The following is a 24339-nucleotide window of genomic DNA, read 5'->3' as shown; positions in this document are numbered from 1 at the left end:
ACTCAGCTATGGGCGCGAGCGATATTGCGCAGCGCCTTGATCTCGTCGTGATTGCGTTGCACGCCCTGCTGCTGACGCTCGATGATGGAATGGACATGGGCGGGCAGTGGCTGGGCCAAGGCGTCTTTATAGGCTGCAAGTGCCACATCTTCGCCACGCTCGGCTTCGTTCAAGACCGCTTCTTCATCCTTGCCGGTAAAAATCGATTTGACGTCGACCCAACGGCGGTGCAGGTCGCCGCTCAGGCTGGTGGAATCCTCAGGCGTACCCCCCAAGGCGATCACTTCGGCTTGCAACTCGCCCGCCGCCTCGGCGCATTCGTGCGCGTGCTTGGTGAACAGCGCCTTGAGCTCGGGGTTCTTGATGTCTTCGGCACACGTCTTGAAGCCTTCCTGACCGTCTTTGCAGGTTTCGATCAGATTGTTAAGAATCGAAATCACGCTTTTGGTGGGACCATTCATCTTTGTTCAATTCCTGAGAAAAAATCGGAAACCGGGTTGGGGATGGATGAGCAACAGCAGGCTTCGTGCCAAATCGATGTAATTGGTTATCGTCTTATAAATCAGTAGCTTGCGATTAATCAGCAGCCGACCCTGCCCTCTTTATGCATGATCACGAATTATGTGCTCGTGCAGAATGCATGTAACCTTTGCCACTCTGTCCATGAAACGAAACTCGTTGCGAAGACCTGCCCATGAACCCCGAAAAACTCGAATCCCTGGTGACATTTGCAATGCCCTTCGGCAAGTACAAGGGCCGGGTGATTGCCGATCTGCCAGGGCATTATCTGAACTGGTTCGCACGCGAAGGCTTTCCCAAGGGAGAGCTGGGTGGTCTGCTGGCCCTCATGCAGGAAATCGATCACAACGGTTTGTCCGACCTGCTCGATCCGCTGCGTGTCAAACATGGCAAGCCGCGCATTGCCGATGGCCGGTAGACACCGTGAGGGCTTTGTTCCAGGCAAAAAAAAGTGCGCCGACCAAGCGCACTGAAGACAGCCATGAAGCGCCTAACGAAGTCTGATCAATCGAGCAGAGCCAGTGCTTGCGCGCTGCACTCCTGAATGCGTGCCCAATCGCGGTTTTCAATCCATTTGCTGTCGAGCATCCACGAGCCGCCCACGCACATCACGTTGGACTGCCCCATGTAGCTGTTGATGTTGCCTGGACCCACGCCGCCGGTCGGGCAGAAGCGTACTTCCGGGAAAGGTCCGCCCAGCGCCTTGATGGCAGCAACACCACCGCTCACCTCGGCCGGGAACAGCTTGAAGCGGCGATACCCCAGCGCGTAGCCCATCATCAATTCGGACGGACTGCTGATACCCGGCAGCAAGGGCAGCGAGCTTTCCACACCGGCCTTGAGCATGTCCTGGGTCACACCGGGGGTGACGGTGAACTGAGAGCCGGCCTGCTCGGTTGCGGCCAGCATTTCCCGAGTCAGTACGGTACCTGCGCCCACCAGCAGTTCGGGGCGTTGCTCGCGCAGCACCTGAATGGCCTTCAGGCCGAGTGCCGAACGCAGGGTCACTTCCAGCACGGTCAGACCGCCGGCCGCCAGCGCATCGGCGAGCGGCAGAATGTCCTCTTCACGCGCGATGGTGATGACGGGCAGGATTCGCGCACGCGCCGCCAGGGCGTCGATCTGGGCAACCTTGTCGACCATGCGTTGCTGTTGTTCGGTGGTGATCATTGCGGCAGTTCCTTGATTCAGTGACACCAGTAGATATCCAACGCGGAGTGCAGGAAGGCGCGGATCGGCATCTGCGCGACATCGTCGCCGGCCAGTGCGGTGCGCAATGTGCTCAACTTGCTTTCGCCCTGTACCGACAACACCTTGAAGCGGGCCGAGGCCAGCAGCGCGCGGCTCATGCTCAGGCGTTGATGGGGTACGCTGGGCGCCAGCATCGGCCAGCAGCGACGCTCGCTGTCCAGTGCCAGGGCCTGTTGGAGGTTGGGGCTGTCGGGAAACAACGACGCGGTGTGCCCGTCATCACCCATGCCCAGTACCAGCACATCGATCGGCGGCAATTGGCCGAGCAGGTCATCGGCCACTGCAGCGGCCCCCTCCTGGCTGGAAGTGGTCTGGTACAAGCTGACGAAACGAGCCTGCTCCACCGCGCCAACCAACAGGTGGCGCTTGAGCAGACCGGCGTTGCTGTCGGCGTGCTCGATGGGCACCCAGCGCTCGTCGGCCAGGGAAATCACCACGCGCGACCAGTCCAGGCTCTGACGCGCCAGGCATTCGAAGAACGCTACCGGACTGCGTCCGCCGGAAACCACCAGGGTCGCCACGTTCTGACGTTCGATGGCCTCGCGCAATTGTTCGGCCACCGTGCCGGCCAAGGCTTCGGCCATCAGGGGAGCGCTCACGCAGTCGTGAACCTTCACCCCTTCGGGGAACTGTAAATCAGATATCGCCATACCAGGATCTCCCATCGCGTGTGATCAGGGCAATCGAGCTCATCGGCCCCCAGGAACCTGCCGCGTACGGCTTGGGGGCATCGCCGGACTTCTTCCAGCCGGCGATCAGCTGATCGCACCATGTCCACGCATATTCGATTTCATCTTTGCGGACAAACAGGTTCTGATTGCCCTGCATGACCTCCAGCAGCAACCGCTCGTACGCATCTGGAATACGCGCACTGCGATAGGTGTCGGAGAAATTCAGTTGCAACGGCCCGCTGCGCAGTTGCATGCCCTTGTCCAGGCCTTGTTCCTTGGTCATCACCCGCAGCGATATGCCTTCGTCCGGTTGCAGGCGGATGATCAGCTTGTTGCTGATCTGCAGGCGCTGCTCGGGGGCGAAGATGTAGTGCGGCGGCTCTTTGAAGTGGATGACGATCTGCGACAGTTTCTGCGGCATGCGCTTGCCGGTGCGCAGGTAGAACGGCACGCCGGCCCAGCGCCAGTTGCGAATGTCGGCTCGCAGCGCGACGAACGTTTCGGTGTCGCTCTGGGTGTTGGAGTTTTCCTCTTCCAGATACCCCGGCACGGGCCGGCCTTCGCTGTAACCGGCGATGTACTGACCCCGTACCACTTGCTGGGTCAGACCATCGGCAGTGAACGGTGCGAGCGCCTTGAGAACCTTCACTTTCTCGTCGCGGATACTGTCGGCGGACAGATCGGCCGGTGGGTCCATGGCGATCAGGCACAGCAGCTGCAACAGGTGGTTCTGGATCATGTCGCGCAACTGACCGGCCTGGTCGAAATACCCCCAACGCCCTTCGATACCGACCTTTTCCGCCACGGTGATTTCCACGTGGGAAATGTAGTTCTGGTTCCACTGGGTTTCGAACAGGCTGTTGGCGAAGCGCAGGGCAATGAGGTTCTGCACCGTCTCCTTGCCCAGGTAGTGGTCGATTCGATAGACCCGGTTTTCCGGGAAGTACTGCGCCACGGCGTCGTTGACCCGGCGCGAGGATTCCAGGTCGTGGCCAATCGGCTTTTCCAGCACGGCGCGGGTGCGCTCGGTCAGGCCGACCTTGTGCAGGTTTTCGCAGATGGCGCCGTACACGGCAGCCGGCGTGGCGAAGTAGGCGATCAATTGCTCGGCATTGCCGACTTTCTCGGCCAGCGCAACGTAGGTATCGGCGTCCAGAAAGTCCACGTGCACGTAGCTCAGACGGGCCAGAAAACGCTGCAGCGGTTCAGGCTCCAGCTGCGCCTCGGAAACGAATTTGCGCAGTCCGGCCTCAATGACACCCAGGTGGTGGGCCTCGTCACCGGGTTCACGGGCCAACGCGAGAATGCGGGTATCGGCGTGCAGCAACTGCGCGCGATCGAGTTGATACAGCGCTGGAAACAGCTTGCGCAATGCCAGGTCGCCCAGGGCGCCAAAGAGGGCAAAGGTGCATGATCCTGCGGTCATTGAGGGCATGATGTTTGTTCTTCTATCAAGTTGACGTAGAAATACCCTTTTTCAGGGCGCGATTCAAGGCAGAATGTAGTAATAACCACAACATTTGCCCCTTCAAACAGATACGGGTGGTGGCGCACTGCGCCCACCAGTAGGATAAGCCACCCGTGAAGACAGCCTGGCCAGACATGCTCGCTGGCTGCAGTAGACCCAAGGACATACCATGGACCGTGTGCGAAATCTTCTGGAACAGATCCAGAGCCGCCTCGATGAGCTGAACAAGGCCGAACGCAAGGTGGCCGAGATCATTCTGCTCAATCCGCAGCAGGCAACCCGCTTCAGTATTGCCGCCCTGGCGCAAGCCGCCAAGGTCAGCGAGCCGACGGTGAACCGCTTCTGTCGCTCCTTCGGCGTCAGTGGCTACCCTGAGCTGAAGCTGCAACTGGCGCAGAGCCTGGCCAGCGGCGCGGCTTATGTCAGTCGCGCGGTTGAAGCCGACGACGATCCTGCAGCCTACACCCAGAAGATTTTCGGCAGCGCCATTGCCTCGTTGGACAGCGCCTGCCAGCAACTCGATCCGGCCTTGGTCAGCCGCGCCGTGGACATGCTGATCCAGGCGCGGCAGATCCATTTCTTCGGCCTCGGCGCATCGGCGCCGGTGGCGCTCGATGCGCAGCACAAGTTCTTCCGCTTCAACCTGGCGGTGTCGGCGCATGCCGATGTCCTCATGCAGCGAATGCTGGCCTCGGTGGCCCACACCGGTGAGCTGTTCGTGATCATTTCCTACACTGGGCGCACCCGCGAACTGGTGGAAGTGGCTCGCCTGGCGCGGGAAAACGGCGCCTCGGTGCTGGGCCTGACCGCCGCGGGCTCGCCCCTGGCCAAGGCCAGCAGTGTCAGTCTGAACATACCCCTGCCAGAAGACACGGATATTTACATGCCGATGACCTCGCGCATCGTGCAACTGACCGTGCTCGATGTGCTGGCCACGGGCATGACGCTACGACGCGGCGTGGATTTCCAGCCGCACCTGAGGAAGATCAAGGAAAGCCTGAATGTCAGCCGCTATCCGGCTGGGGATGGGCTGGACTGAATACGGATATGCAGGAGCGGCCAGTGGCCGCGAAAAGTGCGCTGCGGTGAAGCAGATGGACTGTGCCCTGGCTTTCGCGGCCGATGACCGCTCCTACGGTGAGCCCGTCACCGGGTAAAAAAACGGGCGACCGAAGTCACCCGTAAAGAGCACACCACAAATCAGAACTTGGACTGGATCTTCAGGCCGGCCACCAGTGCATCGTCCACCTGATTCACGCCGCCCGGGTGCTTGATGTACTGCACGTTGGGCCGCACGGTCAGCCAGTTGGTGACGTGGAACCCGTAGTAGATCTCGGCGTTGTATTCGGTTTCCTGGATCGGCAGGTAGGTGGGGTTGTCGTAGTCGTCGACATTGTTCAGATCGTTGACCAGGCGACGATTCTTGCGTACGTCGTCGTTGACGTGGATGCGGGCGATGCCCACGCCGATGTCATCCTTGGGCCGAGCGTCGAAAGGCCCCATGTAGGTCAGGCCGATCTGCTGGTAGTTGTCGACGAAGTTGGTGTCCTTGTCGTGCACGGTGGCGTTGGCGAAGATGCTCAGACCACGGGCAGCGCTGCCGTTATGGCTGGTCAACTGCTGCTGGGCCACGATCCAGGCGCCATGCTTGCTGCTGTGGGACTTGTAACTGGCGCCGGACACGGCGGCCGCCTGGCCATTGCCGTCTTCATAGACGTCGTCGGCCTTGGCCGTGCTGTAGTAGTAGCCCAGACGGTACTCGCCCGGCAGATCGTTGAGCTTGGGCGTCCACACCAGTTCGACCGGCAGGATCATGCCTTTGGTGCCGCTACCGCTGAGCTTGAAGCCGTTGCCGGTTTCCAGGTACGAAGGGTTTTGCTCGAACACACCCACCTGCGCGTACACTTCCGGCGTGATGTTGTACTTGATGCGCAAGGCCCACTGGCTGACCGGCCAGTTGTACCAGATGTTGCCCACCCAGTTGCCGACCTGCGAACCGCAGAACGCCAGGTTCTGGAAGTCGCACGGGAAGCTGTTGAATTCCTCGCCCGGACCGAATCGACCGATCTTGACGTTGAGCTTGTTGTCGAAATAGCCCTGCTTGTACCACATCTGCGTCAGCCGCCAGGTCTGCCCCCTGCCCCAGACTTCCTGGGAGGAACTCAAGGTCCCGGCACGCGGATCGCCGATCCGGTCGTTGGAAATGTTGCGACCGCTACGTTCGGTAATGGCCAGCTTGAACTCGGCGTCGTTCCAGCCCAGGATCTTTTCCAGATCCATCTTCACGCCCAGGGCGAACTGGTCGCTGTAGCGTGCGGTGGTGTCGTCGTTGTAGCCACCGTTCAGGTTGCTACCAACCTCCCCCACATACTCCAGCGAAAAATCGTACCCCTTTTCCAGCAACTCGGTACGCGCTCCACCCCAATCGCCGGTCATCCACGGCGACTCTTCGGTGAAGGCGCCGGCGGCGTGCACGCTACCGGCCAGACTCAAGGCGCCAAGCATCGACAATTGGCCGATCAGTCTGGGTTTGTTGATAAGTCTGCTGTTCATCCCGCTTCCTCTTTTATTGTTATTGACGTGTTGTACAGTCTTGCCAATGACAGGCGACAGGCCGCCTGCCGGTATCGCTATTCAGCGTCCTTTGAACTGGGTCACGTTGCCCAAGGGTGCAGCATCTTCCACGGAGCGCGTTGTGCCGAGACGCTCGCCACTGGCCGCGTCGAAAAGCAGGACCTTGCTCGGGTCCAGCAACAGGTTGAGGGTCGCGCCTGGCGTCGGTGCATCATCCGGCGCCAGTCGGCAGCAGACCTTGGTCTGGTTCACCGTGACGAACACCAGGGTGTCCGGCCCGGTCGGCTCGGTGATCTGTACTTCGGCGCGCAACACCGGCAACCCCGTGCTCTGTTCGCTCGCCAGGGCGATCTGCTCGGGGCGAATACCGAGGATAATCTCGCGATCTTCCAACCCTGCGTCGGTGACCCCCAGCGGTAGCTCGCAGCGCGCCTGGCCGCTGTCGAGCAACGCCACCAGACGGCCGTCCTGACGCGTCAGACGCAGAGGGATGAAGTTCATCGGCGGCGAGCCGATGAAGCTGGCCACGAACAGGTTGGCCGGATCGTTGTAGATCTGTTGTGGCGTACCGAACTGCTGGATGATCCCATCCTTCATGACCGCCACCTTGTCGCCCAGGGTCATGGCCTCGATCTGGTCGTGGGTGACGTAGACCGTGGTGGTCTTCAGGCGCTGGTGCATCAGTTTCATTTCAGTGCGCATCTCGACGCGCAGTTTGGCGTCGAGGTTGGACAGCGGTTCGTCGAACAGATAAATCTTCGGCCGACGCGCCAGGGCACGGCCCATCGCCACACGCTGTTGCTGACCACCGGAGAGCTGACCGGGTTTGCGGTTGAGCAGATGTTCGATCTGCAGCAGCTTGGCCACGCGCGCGACTTCTTCGTCGATCGCCGACTGCGGCATCTTGCGGATCTTCAAGCCGAATTCGATGTTCTCGCGCACGCTCATGGTCGGGTACAGCGCGTAGGATTGGAACACCATGGCGATGTCACGATCCTTCGGGCTCATGCCACTGACGTCCTGATCACCAATCATGATCGCGCCGCCGGTGATGCTTTCCAGACCGGCGATGCAGTTCATCAGGGTCGACTTGCCGCACCCCGACGGGCCGACGAGGATCAGGAACTCCCCGTCCTTGATCGACAGTTCGATGTTCTTCAGCGTGTCCGGCAGGCCGGGACCGTAGGTCTTGTTGACGTTGCGAAGTTCGAGCGTAGCCATGATTACCCCTTGACTGCGCCGGCTGTCAGCCCGCGCACGAAATACTTGCCTGCGACCACATAGACCAGCAGGGTCGGCAAACCGGCGATCATCGCCGCCGCCATGTCCACGTTGTATTCCTTGGCGCCGGTGCTGGTGTTGACCAGGTTGTTCAGCGCCACCGTGATCGGTTGCGAATCACCGCTGGAGAACACCACACCGAACAGGAAGTCGTTCCAGATCTGGGTGAATTGCCAGATCAGGCACACCATGATGATCGGCGTCGACATCGGCAGAATGATGCGGCGGAAAATCGTGAAGAAACCCGCGCCGTCCAGACGTGCGGCTTTAACCAGCGCGTCGGGAATGCTCACGTAGTAGTTACGGAAAAACAGCGTGGTGAACGCCAGACCGTAAACCACGTGGACAAGCACCAGGCCGGTGGTAGTGCTGGCCAGCCCGATCTTGCCGAGCGTGAACGAGGCCGGCAGCAGCACCGTCTGGAACGGCAGGAAGCAGCCGAACAACAGCAGACCGAAGAACAACTGCGAACCGCGGAAGCGCCACATCGACAGCACGTAGCCGTTCAGTGCCCCGATGGCGGTAGAGATGATCACGGCCGGTACGGTGATCTTGATCGAGTTCCAGAAGTACCCGTCAACCGTGGCCCAGGCCTTGACCCAGCCGATGCCGCTGACCACGGTCGGCCAGCTCAGCAGGTTGCCGGTGCTGATGTCTTCCGGAGTCTTGAAGCTGGTCAGCAACATGACTACCAGCGGCACCAGATAAAGCAATACGGCGAGGATCAGCACCGCGTAAATCGCGATGCGACTCAGGTTGATGGCGGGTTTGGCTGCGAGATCAGTCATTGCGCTTGGTCCTCAGCTCGGAATACAGGTAAGGCACGATGATCGCGAGGATCGCACCGAGCATCAGAATCGCACTGGCCGAGCCCATGCCCATCTGGCCGCGACTGAAGGTGAAGGAATACATGAACATCGCCGGCAGGTCGGAGGAATAACCCGGACCACCGGCGGTCATCGCCGCGACCAGGTCGAAACTCTTGATCGCGATGTGCGCCAGAATCATCACCGCACTGAAGAACACCGGACGCAGACTGGGCAGCACCACTTTCCAGTAGATCGTCGGCATGCTCGCGCCATCGATCTGCGCGGCACGAATGATCGATTGATCGACACCACGCAGGCCAGCGAGGAACATCGCCATGATAAAGCCCGAGGCTTGCCACACCGCCGCGATCACAAGGCAGTAGACCACGCGATCGGGGTCGATCAGCCAGTCGAGACGGAAGCCTTCCCAGCCCCAGTCACGCAGCAATTTGTCCAGGCCCATGCCCGGGTTGAGCAGCCATTTCCACGCGGTACCGGTGACGATCATCGAAAGTGCCATCGGGTACAGATAAATGGTGCGGATAAAGCCTTCGCGACGGATGCGCTGGTCAAGGAACACCGCCAGCAACACACCGATCACCAGCGTGATGCCGATGAACATGCCACCGAACACGGCGAGGTTCTTGCTCGCGACCCACCAGCGGTCGTTGTCGAACAACCGCGCGTACTGCGCAAGGCCCGCCCACTTGTAGGTCGGCAGGAACGTCGACGTGGTGAACGACAGCACGAACGTCCACAGGATGTAGCCATAGAAGCCCACCAGTACGATGAACATGCTCGGCGCCAGCACCAGTTTTGGCAGCCAGCGTTGCAATGCATCGAACGGCGAGGCTTTGCTGAACGCAGCAACAGAGCTCATGGGGAAATCCATCGAGAAAGAAAAGGGCAGCTACTAGCTACAAGTTTCAAGCTGCAAGATAAGCAGGGCAGTGCTCTGACTTGCAGCTTGCAGCTTGCCGCTACGGCTTATTTGGAAGACTTGACCGCTGCGCCGAGCTTCTTGGCAGTGTCGGCCGGATCGGCCTTCGGGTCGTTGATGTAGTTGGTCACGACATCGAAGAAAGCGCCTTGCACGGCCAGCGTGGTCGCCATGTTGTGCGCCATGCTCGGTTGCAGGCCGCCGGACTTGGCGTCCGCCAGGAAGTCCTTGGCAGCGGTCTGTGCGCAGGAATCGAAACCAAGTTGTTCCATGTTGTTCAGCATGTCGTTGCGAACCGGGATCGAGCCTTTGTTGATGCTGAAGACTTTCTGGAAGTTCTCACCCAGCACGACTTTGGCGATGTCCTGCTGACCGGCCGCAGTGCCTGCGTCCTTCTGCTTGAACACGGCCAGCGAGTCGATGTTGTAGGTGAACGCCTTGTCGGTGCCCGGGAAGGCCACGCACTCATAGTCCTTGCCAGCGACTTTCTTGGCGGCGGTCCATTCGGACTTGGCCCAGTCACCCATGATCTGCATGCCGGCCTTGCCGTTGATGACTTTGGCCGCCTCCAGGTTCCAGTCCTGACCTTTGCCGTCGGCGTCCATGTAGGTCGCGACTTTCTTCAGCTCGGTCAGCGCCTTGACCATTTCCGGGCCAGTCAGCGCGGCGTTGTCCAGGTCCACCAGGGCCTTTTTGTAACCATCGACACCCATGACCGAAAGCACTACCGCTTCGAACACGGTGCTGTCCTGCCAAGGCTGACCACCATGGGCCAGAGGGATGAAACCTGCAGCCTTGAGCTTGTCGCCCGCGGCGTAGAATTCTTCGAGAGTGGTCGGGTTCTTGGTGATACCGGCTTTCTTGAACACTTCCGGGTTGATCCACAGCCAGTTCACGCGGTGAATATTCACCGGCACAGCGACGTAATCACCGTCGTACTTCACGGTATCGGAGACTTTCTTGTCGAGCAGACTGTCCCACTTTTCCGACTTGGCCACGTCTTTCAGCACGTCGGTGTCGAGCAGGCCGGTCGACGCCCATTCCTGGATGTCCGGGCCTTTGATCTGGGCTACACCAGGCGGGTTGCCGGCCACGGCGCGGCTCTTGAGCACGGTCATGGCAGTCGAACCGCCGCCACCGGCTACAGCCCCGTCTTTCCAGGTGAAGCCATCTTTCTCGACTTGCGCCTTGAGCACGTCGACCGCCGCTTTTTCACCGCCTGACGTCCACCAATGGACCACTTCCACCGAACCTTTGGAATCGGCAGCCATGGCACTGAGCGGGAACAGGGAGGCGAAGGAAACGACGAGGGCGAGGCGAGAGAGCTTGTTCATGGGACTTCCTTTTTTGTTGTTATGCAGAGGCAAGTCTGATGCTTGCGTTGCGTGAGAGTGTAAACACCGCCAAGTGGGGTGCAGGTAACGAAGGGATAGGGAAATGTCACAGACTGGTGACATTCATGATCGCCAGGCCAGTCGGCGTGCAGAAACACGCGGACCGCTCACACCGTCTTGCGCGGCAAGACCAATGTCACCCGCAAGCCACCGGCCGGAAGATTCTGCAACGTCACCTCGCCACCGTGGCTGTGGGCGATGTTGCGCGCGATGCCCAGCCCTAGCCCATAGCCCTGCTGGGTACCGGCCAGGCGGAAGTGCGGCTCGAAGACCTTCTGTAATCGTTGCTCGGGTACACCGGGGCCCTCATCGTCCACGTACAGCACGAAGGCCTGCGTATCGTCGTGGATGGACAGGTGCGCGCGGTCACCGTACTTCAGGGCGTTGTCGATCAGGTTGCCGATGCAGCGCTTGATGGCCAGCGGTTTGCCGGCGTAGGGTCGGCGCGCCTGGCCTTCCAGAGTTACACGGCCATTGCCGTGCGGCGCCAGATAAGGTTCCACCAGACAGTCGAGGACCTGATCGAGATCGACCCGCTCGATGTTCTCGTGGATGTCGGTGTCTTTCACGCATTGCAGTGCGCCCTTGACCAGCAATTCCAGCTCGTCCAGGTCGCGGCCGAACTTGGCCTCCAGGGCGGGATCGTCGAGCAGTTCGACGCGCAGCCGCAAACGGGTGATGGGCGTGCGCAAGTCATGGGAGATGGCGCTGAACAGCTGGCTGCGTTCGGTCAGGTAGCGGCTGATGCGCTCGCGCATGGCATTCAGCGCCCGCGCCACTTCCACCACCTCGCTGCCGCCTCCGTCCATGGGCGGCTGGTTGTTGACCTCGCCCAAGGACAACTCGCGTGCGGCTCGAGCCAGACGTTTGAGAGGACGACTCTGCCAGTGCACCAGCACGCCGATGAACAGCAACAGGAAACCGCTGGTGAGGGCGATGAACCAGATCTGCTGGGCCGGCAGTCCCTCTTCTTCCAGGGTCGTGTAGGGTTCGGGCAACAGTGAAGCGATGTACAGCCATTCGCTCGGCCCCAGGCGAATCTGGGTGACCAGCACCGGTGGATTCACCGGCTCCAGGGTCAGGGCGTAGTGCGCCCAGGAACGCGGCAGTTCGTCCAGCTTCAGGCCGCTGTTGAAGATGCGCAGATCATCGGGGCTGACGAAGGTCACCGAAATATCCACGTCGCTGCCCAGTTGGGCTCTGAGCACCGCAGACACCGCCTCGATCACCGCGGTCTTGCGTGCGGTTGGTTCGAGCAACTGCATGCCCAGGGGCTTGTCATTGAGCGATACGAAAAAGCGCGTACCGCCCATGCTGCGCAGTTGATCCAGCACCAGCGGCCGATAGGCCAGTGGCAGCGAACGGAAATAGCTGACGCTGGCCGCCATCGAATGCGCCAGGCTGCGCGCGCTGGTGACCAGTCCTTCGAGCTGGGTGGCCCGTAGCTGTGACAGCCAGATCACGCTGGACAACCCCTGCGCCAGCAGCACCGCCAGCAGGGTCAGCAAGAGCATGCGGCCCAACAGCGAGCGTGGTTTAAACAGGCGCAACGTGGGCCGCCAGCAGGTAGCCGCTACCGCGCACCGTGCGGATCAACCGGGGCGGTTTGTCGTTGTCGCGCAGGCGCTGGCGCAGACGGCTCACCGCCATGTCGACGATGCGGTCCAGAGGCATCGGCTCGCGCCCGCGTGTGGCGTTGCCGATGGTGTCGCGGTCGAGAATCTGCTGGGGATGATCGAGGAACAGCTTGAGCAGGGCGAAGTCGGCACCGGACAGGAACACCTCCTCGCCATCGGTGTGAAACAACCGGTGGCTCACGGTATCGAGCCGCCACTCGTCGAAGCCGAGCACCTCGCCGCTGCGCTCGCTACGCTCGCTGGCGAACTGGCTGCGCCGCAGCAGTGCCTTGATGCGCGCTTGCAGCTCGCGAGGGCTGAACGGTTTGCCCAGATAGTCATCGGCGCCCAATTCGAGACCGATTACCCGGTCCGCTTCATCGGAGCTGGCCGTCAGCATGATGATCGGCACTTGGGCCATGCGCGGATGCTGGCGGATCCAGCGGCACAGGCTGAAGCCGTCTTCATCGGGCAGCATGACGTCAAGAATTACCAGGTCGGTGCCGACCTCGGCGCTCAGGGCTTCGCGAAAGCCGGCGCCGTCGGCAGTGGTGCGCACGGCAAAGCCGGCGCGGCTCAGGTAGGTGTCCAGCAGTTCGCGGATTTCCTGATCGTCATCGACCAGCAGGATCGATTTGCCGACAGTGCTCACGTGGGCGTCCTTGTTGTCATTGCCGGGTCGATACGCCCGGCTTTTTTCAAGGGCTGATTAAACGCTCAAGCTTGCGCCTGTTGCAAGGCCACGCCAGCGCCCAGCAGTCCGGAGAACTCGGCCGTGACCACCCACACGGGAATGCCCTTGAAGTAATCGCTCATGCAGCCCTTGTCGGCGAAGCTCTCGGCGAAACCGCTCTGCATGAAGATATCCAGGAAGCGCGGGATCACGCCGCCGACGATGTACACACCGCCGCGACCGCCCACGGTCAGCACATTGTTGCCCGCCACTCGGCCGAGAAAGCGACAGAATTGCTCCAGGGTTTCGCGGGCGACGGGATCGCCGGCCAGACCGGCTTCGGTGACTTGCGCAGGTGAGTCGCAGGATGGTTCGTGGCCGTCCACTTCGCACACAGTTTGATACAACCTCAACAAGCCGCCACCGCTCAGAATCGTTTCGGCACTGACGTGACCGATCTGTGCTTCGATGTGCGCCCGCAGTTGAGCTTCGCGGGGGCTGCCGACGGGCAGGTCGACATGGCCGCCCTCTCCCGGCAGCGCCATCCAGCCGTTGCGCAGGCCGATCAAGGTGCCCACGCCCAGGCCGGTGCCCGGACCGATGACCACGGCCGGACGTGCAGGGTCGGCCTCCCCTTCGCACACCAGCTGATACTCGTCGGGCTGCAGGCGGGTCATGCCCAAGGCCATGGCCGTGAAATCGTTGATCAGCAGCAGGTGGCCCACCTGCAAAGTCTGGCAGAACGCCTTGCGGCTCAGGCGCCAATGGCTGTTGGTGAAGCGAAATTCGTCACCGTCCACCGGGCCGGCCACCGCCAGGCACGCGGCGCCGATATCGCCTTTTTGCAGTTTGAGGTCGGCCATGTACACGCCGATTGCGTGCTCGGGGCTGGTGTAGTCCGCCGTCGCGAAGACCCGGACCGAATGCAATGCGTCATTCTCCCAGATGGCGAAACGTGCGTTGGTACCGCCAATATCGCCAATGAGGGCGAGTGTCATCGCAAAATCTCCAACCCCGAAGTGAAGGCACTGGCGCCTTGCTCGGCCGAGCTGAAGGCCTGGCGCATGAACCCGAACAGTTCACGCCCGCAACCTACGCCATTGGCCAAGGTGCCGACCGCCGGGGTGCGGCTGGCCAGCGTCTGGGCATCGACGCGCACCTGCAAGGTACCTTCGACACCGTCGACCCGGATGATATCGCCATCGCGCACCAAGGCCAACGGTCCGCCACTGGCCGCTTCGGGGCTGACGTGAATCGCGGCGGGAATCTTGCCGGACGCGCCGGACATGCGACCGTCGGTGACCAGCGCGACCTTGAAGCCGCGGTCCTGCAGCACGCCGAGAAACGGCGTCATCTTGTGCAGTTCCGGCATGCCGTTGGAGCGCGGCCCCTGGAAGCGCATGACGGCGACGAAATCCTTTTCCAGTTCGCCGGCCTTGAACGCGTCGGCCAGTTCCTGCTGGTCCTGGAACACGCGGCAAGGCGCTTCTACCACCTGATTCTCCAGAGCCACAGCAGACACTTTCATGACGCCACGGCCCAGGTTGCCTTCCATCACGCGCAATCCGCCCTCGGCCGAAAACGGGCGTGCCACCGGGCGCAGAATGCTCTCGTCGAGGCTCGCCACAGGCCCTTCGCGCCAGACCAGCCGGCCGTCTTCCAGAAACGGCTCGCGGGTATAGCGGCTCAGGCCATGGCCAGCCACGGTGTTGACATCCTCGTGCAACAGGCCTGCACCGAGCAGCTCGCGAATCAAGAACGCCATGCCGCCAGCGGCCTGGAAATGGTTGATGTCGGCCTTGCCGTTCGGGTAGACGTTGGACAGGGTGGGCACGACCTCGGAAAGGTCGGCCATGTCCTGCCAGGTCAGGATGATGCCTGCTGCCATGGCGATCGCCGGCATGTGCAGCGTGTGGTTGGTCGAACCACCCGTGGCGTGCAGGGCGACGATCGAATTCACCAGTGACTTTTCATCGACGATGCGGCCAATGGGCGTGAACTCGCCATTGGCTTTGGTCAGGCGCGTCACCTGATGAGCCGCTTCATGGGTCAGCGCGTCGCGCAGCGGCGTATTGGGGTTGACGAACGAGGCGCCCGGCAAATGCAGGCCCAGCACCTCCATGAGCAACTGATTGGTGTTGGCCGTGCCATAGAAGGTGCAGGTGCCCGGACTGTGGTAGGACTTCATCTCCGATTCGAGCAATTCCTCACGGCTGGCCTTGCCCTCGGCATAGCGCTGCCGGACATCGGCCTTTTCCTTGTTGGAAATGCCCGACGGCATCGGTCCGCCGGGGACGAAGATCATGGGCAGATGGCCAAAACGCAGGGCCCCCATCATCAAGCCCGGCACGATCTTGTCGCAGATGCCGAGCATCAGCGCACCGTCGAACATGTTGTGCGACAGCGCCACGGCTGTGGACAGCGCAATGGTTTCGCGGCTGGCCAGGCTCAGCTCCATGCCGGGCTCACCCTGGGTCACGCCATCGCACATGGCCGGCACGCCGCCGGCGAACTGGCCGACCGAGCCGATTTCACGCAGGGCTTGCTTGAGCTGCTCGGGGTAGGTTTCGTAGGGCTGATGCGCCGAGAGCATGTCGTTATATGACGAAACAATTGCGATGTTGGTCGCGTTCATCATGCGCAGTTGGTGCTTGTCTTCGGTGCCGCACCCCGCTACTCCATGGGCAAAGTTCGCACACTGCAGCTTGCCCCGCATGGGGCCGTCGCTGGCAGCGCTGTCGATCAGTTGCAGGTAGTGCTCGCGGGTAGCTTGGCTACGCGCGATCAGCCGTTGGGTGACCTCAAGGACGCGGGGATGCATGTGAAGAACTCCAGGCTTTGGGGGCGACCTCTGCAACACTCTGTCCGAACTACGACCTGTGCCAGGGCTCAAAGCCCTGCAGGCAGAATCGATGTGAAGGAAGGGTTGTACCGGTCACTCGTTGTAGATAGAACAAAATATTGCCACTAAAAAGGCTTGTTTTCTATTTCTATGCGAATAATCTTGTAATTCCAACAACAAAACAGATTACGTGACCTGCTTGCCCGGACCTGATCCAAGGGGAATCACCCAATCTGATTACAGGAATCACTCATGACCATTCGTATAGCTATCAACGGTTTTGGCCGCATCGGCCGCAACGTCCTGCGGGCACTCTATACCCAAGGCTACCGCCAGGACCTGCAAGTCGTCGCCATCAACGACCTGGGCGACAGCGCGATCAACGCCCACCTGCTCAAGTACGACACGGTGCATGGCACCTTCGACGGCACGGTGGAGCACGACAAGGAAGGCCTGACGGTCAATGGCGATCGCATTTCGGTGAGCGCCATCCGCAACCCGGCCGAGCTGCCGTGGAAGGCCGAGAACATCGACGTGGTGTTCGAATGCACCGGCCTGTTCACCGACCGTGAGAAGGCTGCGGCGCATCTGACCGCTGGCGCGCGCAAGGTGATCATCTCGGCCCCGGCCAAGGGCGCCGACGCCACGGTGGTCTATGGCGTCAACCATGAAGTGCTGCGCCAGTCCCACGAGGTGATCTCCAACGCCTCGTGCACCACCAACTGCCTGGCGCCGGTTGCCCAGGTACTGCACCGCGAACTGGGCATCGAGCAGGGTTTGATGACCACGATCCATGCCTACACCAACGACCAGAACCTGATCGACGTGTACCACAGCGACCCCTACCGCGCGCGCTCGGCCACCCAGTCGATGATCCCCAGCAAGACCGGTGCTGCCGAGGCAGTAGGCCTGGTGCTGCCCGAACTTGCCGGCAAACTGACCGGCATGGCGGTACGCGTCCCGGTGATCAACGTATCGCTGGTCGACCTGACCCTGAACCTGTCGCGCCAAGTCAGCCGTGACGAAATCAATGCGCTGATGCAGGCGGCCGCCGAGCAGTCCAAGGTGCTGGGTTACAACACCCTGCCGCTGGTTTCCACCGACTTCAACCACAACCCGCTGTCGTCGATCTTCGATGCCAACCACACCAAGGTCAACGGCAAGCTGGTCAAGGTCATGGCCTGGTACGACAACGAGTGGGGCTTCTCGAATCGCATGCTGGACAACTGCCTGGCGCTGATCAACGCCAAGTAAGCCCCATAGCGGCTGGATATGGTTGATGCCGTCTCCAGCCGCGATACCTCCTGCAAAGATCGCGACTTGACTAGATGAGCAGATGAGAAGCATTATCATCTGCTGCTTTCCGGTCGGGCACTTCCGTGAGTCAATCACGCTTCAATTCCGTTTTCCTCTCCCAACGCTTGAGTCTGCTGCGCACCCTTCAGCGCATGGTACGCAACCCCAGCACCGCCGAAGACCTGCTTCAGGAAACCTACCTGAGGGTCAACCGTGCCCTGGGCGAGCGCCCCATCGAGCATCTCGAACCTTTCGTGTTCCAGACAGCGCGCAATCTGGCACTGGATTATCTGCGCTCACGGCGGGTGCAGGAGCGGACCATGGTCGAAGATGTGCCCCTCGACGTGCTACAAAGCATTGCAGCAGTGAGCAGCACTCCAGATGAGGCGGCTCATGCCGAGCGCCTGCTGGCCAGGCTGACCCTGAGCCTTGGCCGACTGACGCCGCGCCAGCAGCGCATTTTCATATTGAGCCGAGTGCATGGCAGCAGTTATGTGGAAATTGCCGAGGAACTGCACGTCTCGGCAAGCACCATACAGAAGGAATTGAAATTGATCATGGCGATCTGCATCGGCGTCGCACAGCGCCTGGAGCAACACCCGTGAACCGGCAGCATTCACCAGAACAGGCGCCATTGACGCCCGTCATGGAGCAAGCCATCGATTGGCTGATCGTTCAGCCCTGCGCCGACCCCGCCGAGCAGAGGGCATTCGAGACCTGGCTGCTGGCCGACCCCGAACATGCCGCTGCGTTCGAGCAAGCCCGCGCCGTGTGGCACGGGGCGCCGGTGCAGGACGCCGCCGTGGCCATGCAAACGCAGCGCCGAACGCCGGCGTGGCGGCGGCATTGGAAACCTCTCGCCACAGCCGCGATGCTGGTGGTCGGTGTACTCAATTTCCCCCAGCTGCCGCTGCGCGTACAGGCCGCTCATCTGACCCAGGTCGGCGAACGCCAGCACCTGGAACTGGAGGACGGCTCCAAGGTGCTGCTCAACACCGATTCGGCCTTTTCCAGCCGAATCGACACCCGCCAACGCAACGCGCGCCTGTACGAAGGCGAAGCGTTTTTCGAGGTGCCGCCCAGCCGCCAACAACCGTTGCAGGTGCGAGCCGGCCCGGTGCGTGCCGATGTGCTCGACAGCGCCTTCGCCGTGAGCTACCACGATGGCCAGGCGCAAGTGCGAGTGCAGCGCGGCAACGTCGACCTCAGCGCCAGCCATGACGAGAAGGTCCGCCTGAACGCCGGAGACAGTATCCGCATCGGCCCCAAGGGGTTCGGCACGCGCGAGCGGCTCGATCCGCAGAAGGATCTGGCCTGGGTCCAGGGCCGGCTGATCTTCGAGAACTGCCCCATGGGCGAGGTGCTCGCCGAACTGCGGCGCTATTACCCGGGGTGGATCATCAACACCGACAAGAAGCTCGAGCAGGTGGCGGTGACCGGCAATTACCGCCTGGACAATCCGCTCGATGTCGTTCGCTCGCTGGCCCAAGTGACGTCGGCACAGGTGCGGGAGTTTCCGGCGCTGGTCATCCTGAACTGACGGACACGTCAGTGCCATGAACCAACACCCTGCATAACCTGCATAACTATTTTTACGCTGTAGCGCTTCCCCATCCGTCTAGTCATAGCCAATGCAACTGATTCGCATTCGAATCAGCGACACTATAACGACACGCGACAGGGAGCGCTTTCGATGCCCACAGGTTTCACTCGTCCAACGTTCCACCACTCGGTGCTCGCCGCTGCCCTGCTGCTGGCCGCCGTGCCTGCCGTGGGCAGCGCTGCAGAGCCGACACCAAGCAGCGCCCGTAACAGCGTCAGTCACTCCTTCAGCATCGCCCAGCAACCTCTGACATTGGCCTTGAACGGCTTCAGCACCACGACGGGATGGCAAGTCGGACTGCCCGCAGAGCTCGCTCGGGACGTTGTCTCACCCGGCGCACGTGGCAACCTGACGCCGGAACAGGCACTGGATCGCCTGCTCGCGGGCACATCGCTGCGCTACCGGAAAATCAGCGCCAACAATGTCGTGCTCGAGCGCAGTCCGCCGGGTGCCGTGATCGCCCTGCAGCAGATGACCGTCAGTGCCACCCGCCAGGAACAGAGCGCCGACAGCGTACCAAGCACCGTCAGCGTGCAGGGCCGCATGCAGCTGGACCGTGACAACGTCAACACGATTCAGGATGTGGTGCGCTACGAACCGGGCGTTTCCGCGGGCGGCACCGGTCTGCGCAGTGGCATCACCGGCTACAACATTCGCGGCATCGATGGCGACCGCATCCTCACCCAGGTCGATGGCGTCGAAGTGCCGGACAGCTTCTTCAACGGCCCCTACGCGCAAACCGAGCGCAACTATGTCGACCCGGAAATCGTCAAGCGCGTGGAAATCCTGCGCGGGCCGGCGTCGTCGCTGTACGGCAGCAGTGCCATCGGTGGGGTGGTCAGCTACTACACCCTGGACCCGGAAGACATCATCAAACCAGGCAAGGACATCGGCGCGCGCCTGAAGACCGGCTACAGCTCGGCAGACGAGAGCTGGCTGAACTCGGCCACCGTGGCCGGCCGTACCGGTGACCTCGACGCCCTGCTGCATGTGAGCCAGCGCAACGGGCATGAAACCGAGTCCCACGCAGATCACAACACTACCGGCCTGAGCCGCACCGCAGCCGACCCCAAGGATGTACGCTCCACCAACGTTCTGGCCAAGCTGGGCTGGAACTACGCCGACGACGCTCGGTTCGGGCTCACCTATGAAAAGTACAAGGACGACCGTGATGTCGACCTGAAAAGCGCCTATGGCGGCCCGTATGCCAATGGCAGCCCGCTGAATTTCTATCGATCGCGCGGTGGCAATGACACGGTCACCCGGGAGCGCTTCGGCTTGAACCACGACTTCGGCCTGGACAGCGTCGTGGCCGATCACATCAAGTGGAGCCTGAACTACCAGATCGCCAAGACCGACCAGCACACCGAAGAGCACTATGTGGTTCCGCGCGCACGCGATGTGCTGCGAGCGCGTGACACCCTGTACAAAGAGCGCCAGTGGGTGTTCGACCTGCAATTGGACAAAGCCTTTCAGGTGGGACAAACCGATCACCTGCTGACCTACGGCACGAACATCCGTCAGCAGAAGGTCACCGGCTCGCGCAGCGGCTACGGGACCTGCCTGACCGTGATGGGCAGCTGCCGCTCCATCGGCGCCGACAGTTCGACCGATCGCCTGGTCAAGTCCAGCGACTTCCCCGACCCGACCATCAACACCTACAGCCTGTTCGCCCAGGACGAGATCCGCTGGAACCAGTGGACCTTTCTGCCCAGCGCGCGCTATGACTACACCCAGCTCAAGCCCCGCCTGACCGATGAATTCCTGCGCACGGTCAACCCCACAGGTGAATACACCGTGACCGACAGCGAGCGGAACTGGCACCGGTTGTCGCCCAAGCTGGGCGTGACCTACGACTTCGATGACCACTACACTTGGTACGGGCAGTATGCCGAAGGCTTCCGCACGCCCTCGGCCAAGGCGCTGTACGGTCGCTTCGAAAACCTGGGCGCCGGCTATACGGTCCAGCCCAATCCTGACCTGGATCCAGAGAAAAGCAGAAGCTATGAAACCGGTCTGCGCGGCACATTCGAAGCCGGCACTTTCGACATCGCGGTGTTCTACAACCAGTATCGTGACTTCATCAACGAAGATGCGGTCACCCCCGGGGCGACGTCCGCGGTGTTCCAAAGCAACAATATCAAGCACGCCACCATCAAGGGCGTCGAGCTCAAGGGCCGCTTGAACCTGGACAGCTTCGGCGCACCGCAAGGTCTCTACAGCCAGGGCGCCATCGCCTACGCCCATGGCAAGAACGAAGACAACGGCCAACCGATCAACAGCGTCAATCCGCTCAAAGGTGTCTTCGGACTGGGTTACGAGCAGCAGCAGTACGGCGGCCTGCTCAGCTGGACACTGGTCAAGCGGCAGAACCGAGTGGACAGCAGCGCGTTCAAGTCGCCAGACGGCAGCGGCGTGTTCAAAACGCCTGGTTTCGGCATCCTCGACCTGGCCGGTTACTACAAGGTCACCGACGACGTCACCGTCAACGCCGGCCTGTACAACCTCACCGACAAGAAATACTGGCTATGGGACGACGTACGCAGTTATGACGGGGTGGGCGAAGCGGCGGTGACATCACCCGCCAACCTCGACCGTCTCACGGCTCCCGGTCGTAATTTCGCGATCAATCTGGTTTGGGACATCTGATAATGGCACTGTAGGGGCAGATAACCGCTGCCCCTGTGGTGGGATTTTTTTACGGTCCGCTGTGAGTCGATTCGTCTCGTCTACACAGCACCGCATTTTTCAAGGAATTCGCAATGACCGTCACCGAGCACACTCAGGACCACGCCCCACTGCGCTCCGCCCGCTTGCGCGCGATCAGCCAGGCGTTGCACGACAGCCTGGAAAATACCGTGGCCCGCTACGCCCCCTTCGATACGCCGGAAAGCTATGCGCGTTTTCTTCAGATGCAGTACCTGTTCCAGTCGGAGCTGCAGCACCTGTACAACGATCCCGCCCTGATCGCCTTGTTTCCCGACCTGCCCGGGCGCTGCCGCGCAGAGGCGGCCAAGGCCGACCTGATCGATCTGGGCGTGGCCATTCCGCAACCTGTTCCGGGCGCCCTCAGCGAGCCCAGCCGGGCGACGGCGCTGACCTGGATTCGTGTCTCCGAAGGGTCTAAACTCGGCGCCGCTATCCTGATCAAGCGGGCCAACGCCCTGGGCTACACGGAGAGTTTCGGTGCTCGTCATCTGGCCGAACCCGAAGGCGGACGCGGCAGGGGCTGGAAAGCCTTCAACGCAATTTTCGATGCCCTGCCCTTCAGCCCGAGCGAAGAAGCGGAAGCCGACCAGGCGGCCAACGACGCGTTCGCGCGCTTGCAGGTGCTGCTGCAACACACCTACGCCGATCATCGGGACACGGCGCCGGCTTGAAACCCGACTGTATGGAACTCATGGACAACCCTCGCCCGCTCCCCTCAAAGATGGCCCGCGTGCTTTACGGCCTGCTCGCCTATACCAGCCTGATCATCGGGCTGATCGCGATCGTGGTGCCGGGGTTGCCCACCACCGAGTTCATCCTGCTGGCCGCGTGGGCGGCAACCAAAAGCTCGCCGCGGCTCAGCGCCTGGCTGGAGAACCACAAGCTGTTCGGCCCCATGCTGCACAACTGGCGCAATGGCAAGGTGATCACCCGCCGGACCAAGGTCAGCGCCACCGTCAGCATGGTGATCTGCTCGCTGGTGATGTGGTTCACCCTCAAGCAACACTGGCCGGTCTACGCCGCCATCGCGGGCATGGTGCTGGTCAACCTGTGGATCTGGTCGCGACCCGAACGCGTCACTGCCGAGCGCTGACCCACAGCCTCGGCCCTACAGCTTTGAGCCATGGCAAGGCATACTGCCTGCCTCCGCTGTCCAGAATGCACGAAACCCATGCGTATCCACGTCAGCTTCATCGACCGTGTCGGCATCACCCAGGAAGTGCTGGCATTGCTTGGCGCTCGCAATCTCAACCTCGATGCCGTCGAGATGGTCCCACCCAACGTCTACATCGATGCACCGACGCTCAGCCCGCTGGTCCTGGAAGAGCTGCACGATGCCCTGTTCCGGGTAAAGGGCGTGGAAGACGTGCGTGTGGTCGACATTCTGCCCGGACAGCGCCGGCATCTGCAGCTCGAAGCTCTGCTGGCTGCCATGGCCGATCCAGTGCTGGCGCTGGACAGTGCCGGCAATGTTCTGCTGGCCAACCCGGCCTTGGTCGAGCTGTATGGTCGCGAGCCGGCCGGGCAGTCGGTGGGCGATCTGTTCGCCGATCCGGCCCTGCTCGGTTCTCTGTTGGAACAGGGGTTCCGACTGCCGCTGCGCGAGGTCAACCTGAATGGCCAGACGCTGCTGCTCGATGCCACACCCATCACCGACGCAGGTGCCTTGCTGACGCTGTACCCGCCCAACCGCATGGGTGAACGGCTGGCCGCCCTGCACCACGACCATGCCGAGGGATTCGATTCGCTGCTGGGTGACTCTGCACCCATTCGTGCGCTGAAAGCTCGGGCGCAGCGCGTCGCGGCCCTGGATGCGCCTTTATTGATCCAGGGCGAAACGGGCACCGGCAAGGAACTGGTGGCACGTGCCTGCCATGCCGTCAGCGCGCGCCACGGGGCGCCGTTCCTGGCCCTCAATTGTGCCGCGCTGCCGGAGAACCTCGCCGAGAGCGAGCTGTTCGGCTACGCCCCCGGCGCCTTCACGGGTGCTCAGCGAGGCGGCAAGCCGGGGCTGATGGAGTTGGCCCACCAGGGCACGGTGTTCCTCGACGAAATCGGGGAAATGTCGCCTTACCTGCAAGCCAAGCTGCTGCGTTTTCTCAACGATGGCAGTTTCCGCCGGGTCGGCGGCGACCGCGAGGTCAAGGTCAATGTGCGCATCCTCAGCGCCACCCACCGCAATCTGGAGCAGATGGTGGCCGAAGGGGCGTTTCGGGAAGACTTGTTCTACCGCCTCAACGTGCTCAACCTGAATGTGCCGCCGCTGCGCGAGCGCGGGGAGGACATCCTGTTGCTGGCGCGTTATTTCATGCAGCAGGCCTGCACCCAGATTCAGCGGCCGATGTGCCGACTGACAGCGAACACTTATCCTGCCTTGCTGGGCAACCGCTGGCCGGGCAATGTCCGGCAGTTGCAGAACGTGATCTTTCGCGCCGCTGCCGTCTGCGAAAGCAATACGGTGGATATCGGCGATCTGGATATTGCCGGTACCCGCGTGACCCACCGCAACGACAGTGAGGTGGTCAGCCTGGAGCAGGCGGTGGGTGCCTACGAAAAAGCGCTGCTGGAAAAGCTGTACCCCAGCTACCCGTCGAGCCGCCAATTGGCCAGTCGTCTGCAGACGTCACATACGGCCATTGCCAACCGGTTACGCAAATACGGTATCGGTGGCGCATCCTGACAAGTGACACGGA

At 61.6% G+C, this 24339-nt stretch carries 23 protein-coding genes; 10 read left to right on the top strand and 13 right to left on the bottom strand.

What is annotated here, in order from left to right:
- Window positions 1-2: 2 nt before the first annotated feature.
- Window positions 3-461 (bottom strand): ferritin-like domain-containing protein, encoded by a 459-nt coding sequence (locus BLV18_RS03470; RefSeq protein ID WP_049861857.1) that lies wholly within the window; start codon window positions 459-461, stop codon window positions 3-5.
- A gap of 233 nt (window positions 462-694) precedes the next feature.
- Between BLV18_RS03470 and BLV18_RS03465 the strand changes: the two genes are divergently transcribed.
- Window positions 695-937, top strand: coding sequence for a DUF3820 family protein (locus BLV18_RS03465; RefSeq protein ID WP_090356375.1), 243 nt, complete (start codon window positions 695-697; stop codon window positions 935-937).
- A gap of 86 nt (window positions 938-1023) precedes the next feature.
- Here the strand turns inward: BLV18_RS03465 and BLV18_RS03460 are convergent, their stop codons facing one another.
- Genes BLV18_RS03460 through zwf form a run of 3 tightly spaced genes read right to left on the bottom strand, consistent with a single transcriptional unit; the run spans window position 1024 to window position 3876 of the window.
- Window positions 1024-1689, bottom strand: a complete 666-nt coding sequence (locus BLV18_RS03460) for a bifunctional 4-hydroxy-2-oxoglutarate aldolase/2-dehydro-3-deoxy-phosphogluconate aldolase (RefSeq protein ID WP_090356372.1) — start codon at window positions 1687-1689, stop codon at window positions 1024-1026.
- A 17-nt stretch (window positions 1690-1706) separates the two neighbouring features.
- Window positions 1707-2420, bottom strand: coding sequence for a 6-phosphogluconolactonase (gene pgl / locus BLV18_RS03455; RefSeq protein WP_090356370.1), 714 nt, complete (start codon window positions 2418-2420; stop codon window positions 1707-1709).
- Window positions 2407-3876, bottom strand: a complete 1470-nt coding sequence (gene zwf / locus BLV18_RS03450) for a glucose-6-phosphate dehydrogenase (RefSeq protein ID WP_090356368.1) — start codon at window positions 3874-3876, stop codon at window positions 2407-2409. The genes pgl and zwf overlap by 14 nt, the downstream gene beginning before the upstream one ends.
- A 211-nt stretch (window positions 3877-4087) precedes the next feature.
- Here zwf and hexR point away from each other — a divergent pair, with 211 nt between their 5' ends.
- Together hexR and BLV18_RS22310 are read left to right on the top strand one after the other, a co-directional pair.
- Window positions 4088-4948: a DNA-binding transcriptional regulator HexR gene (gene hexR / locus BLV18_RS03445; RefSeq protein ID WP_177327977.1), complete on the top strand. Its 861-nt coding sequence runs from the start codon at window positions 4088-4090 to the stop codon at window positions 4946-4948.
- Complete coding sequence (locus BLV18_RS22310) at window positions 4911-5066, top strand: hypothetical protein (protein WP_167375896.1); 156 nt, start codon at window positions 4911-4913, stop codon at window positions 5064-5066. The genes hexR and BLV18_RS22310 overlap by 38 nt, the downstream gene beginning before the upstream one ends.
- 43 nt (window positions 5067-5109) lie before the next feature.
- Here BLV18_RS22310 and BLV18_RS03440 read toward each other — a convergent pair whose 3' ends face one another.
- From BLV18_RS03440 to edd, 9 genes are all read right to left on the bottom strand, one after another.
- Window positions 5110-6414 carry a carbohydrate porin gene (locus tag BLV18_RS03440; RefSeq protein WP_425272640.1) on the bottom strand — a complete coding sequence of 435 codons (1305 nt, stop codon included), beginning with the start codon at window positions 6412-6414 and terminating at the stop codon, window positions 5110-5112.
- 129 nt (window positions 6415-6543) lie between these two features.
- Window positions 6544-7704, bottom strand: a complete 1161-nt coding sequence (locus tag BLV18_RS03435) for an ABC transporter ATP-binding protein (RefSeq protein WP_090356362.1) — start codon at window positions 7702-7704, stop codon at window positions 6544-6546.
- Window positions 7705-7706: 2 nt separating this feature from the next.
- Entirely contained in the window at window positions 7707-8552 is an 846-nt protein-coding gene (locus BLV18_RS03430; RefSeq protein WP_090356360.1) for a carbohydrate ABC transporter permease, read from the bottom strand.
- Window positions 8545-9453, bottom strand: coding sequence for a carbohydrate ABC transporter permease (locus tag BLV18_RS03425; protein ID WP_049861849.1), 909 nt, complete (start codon window positions 9451-9453; stop codon window positions 8545-8547). Before BLV18_RS03425 ends, BLV18_RS03430 begins: the two co-directional genes overlap by 8 nt.
- A gap of 107 nt (window positions 9454-9560) precedes the next feature.
- On the bottom strand, window positions 9561-10847 hold the full coding sequence (locus BLV18_RS03420; RefSeq protein WP_043186421.1) for an ABC transporter substrate-binding protein: 1287 nt from the start codon (window positions 10845-10847) through the stop codon (window positions 9561-9563).
- A gap of 167 nt (window positions 10848-11014) precedes the next feature.
- A complete protein-coding gene (locus BLV18_RS03415) occupies window positions 11015-12421 on the bottom strand; it encodes an ATP-binding protein (RefSeq protein ID WP_090361986.1) in 1407 nt (468 codons plus the stop codon).
- A gap of 22 nt (window positions 12422-12443) precedes the next feature.
- Complete coding sequence (locus BLV18_RS03410) at window positions 12444-13175, bottom strand: response regulator (RefSeq protein WP_090356358.1); 732 nt, start codon at window positions 13173-13175, stop codon at window positions 12444-12446.
- A gap of 65 nt (window positions 13176-13240) precedes the next feature.
- Window positions 13241-14194, bottom strand: a complete 954-nt coding sequence (locus BLV18_RS03405) for a glucokinase (RefSeq protein ID WP_090356355.1) — start codon at window positions 14192-14194, stop codon at window positions 13241-13243.
- Window positions 14191-16017, bottom strand: a complete 1827-nt coding sequence (gene edd / locus BLV18_RS03400) for a phosphogluconate dehydratase (RefSeq protein WP_056844959.1) — start codon at window positions 16015-16017, stop codon at window positions 14191-14193. Before edd ends, BLV18_RS03405 begins: the two co-directional genes overlap by 4 nt.
- A 273-nt stretch (window positions 16018-16290) precedes the next feature.
- Here edd and gap point away from each other — a divergent pair, with 273 nt between their 5' ends.
- The 7 genes from gap (at window position 16291) to BLV18_RS03365 (ending at window position 24326) form a co-directional block, all read left to right on the top strand.
- A complete protein-coding gene (gene gap / locus BLV18_RS03395) occupies window positions 16291-17292 on the top strand; it encodes a type I glyceraldehyde-3-phosphate dehydrogenase (protein WP_090356353.1) in 1002 nt (333 codons plus the stop codon).
- Between the two features lie 125 nt (window positions 17293-17417).
- Window positions 17418-17939: an RNA polymerase sigma factor gene (locus BLV18_RS03390; protein ID WP_090356351.1), complete on the top strand. Its 522-nt coding sequence runs from the start codon at window positions 17418-17420 to the stop codon at window positions 17937-17939.
- Window positions 17940-17980: 41 nt separating this feature from the next.
- The gene (locus BLV18_RS03385) at window positions 17981-18874 is read left to right on the top strand and encodes a FecR family protein (RefSeq protein ID WP_090356349.1); all 894 of its coding nucleotides are present in this window, start codon (window positions 17981-17983) and stop codon (window positions 18872-18874) included.
- A 153-nt stretch (window positions 18875-19027) separates the two neighbouring features.
- Window positions 19028-21586 carry a TonB-dependent receptor gene (locus tag BLV18_RS03380; RefSeq protein ID WP_090356347.1) on the top strand — a complete coding sequence of 853 codons (2559 nt, stop codon included), beginning with the start codon at window positions 19028-19030 and terminating at the stop codon, window positions 21584-21586.
- Window positions 21587-21699: 113 nt separating this feature from the next.
- Window positions 21700-22317, top strand: coding sequence for a biliverdin-producing heme oxygenase (locus tag BLV18_RS03375; RefSeq protein WP_090356345.1), 618 nt, complete (start codon window positions 21700-21702; stop codon window positions 22315-22317).
- Window positions 22318-22337: 20 nt separating this feature from the next.
- Window positions 22338-22739 (top strand): YbaN family protein, encoded by a 402-nt coding sequence (locus BLV18_RS03370; RefSeq protein WP_090361984.1) that lies wholly within the window; start codon window positions 22338-22340, stop codon window positions 22737-22739.
- 78 nt (window positions 22740-22817) lie between these two features.
- Complete coding sequence (locus BLV18_RS03365) at window positions 22818-24326, top strand: transcriptional regulator GcsR (protein ID WP_090356343.1); 1509 nt, start codon at window positions 22818-22820, stop codon at window positions 24324-24326.
- The last annotated feature ends 13 nt before the right edge of the window (window positions 24327-24339 follow it).

The organism is Pseudomonas coleopterorum (genome assembly GCF_900105555.1).
GTDB classification, from domain to species: domain Bacteria; phylum Pseudomonadota; class Gammaproteobacteria; order Pseudomonadales; family Pseudomonadaceae; genus Aquipseudomonas; species Aquipseudomonas coleopterorum.
Note: the sequence above shows the minus strand (reverse complement) of the source record. Positions and strands in the feature narration are given on the sequence as shown.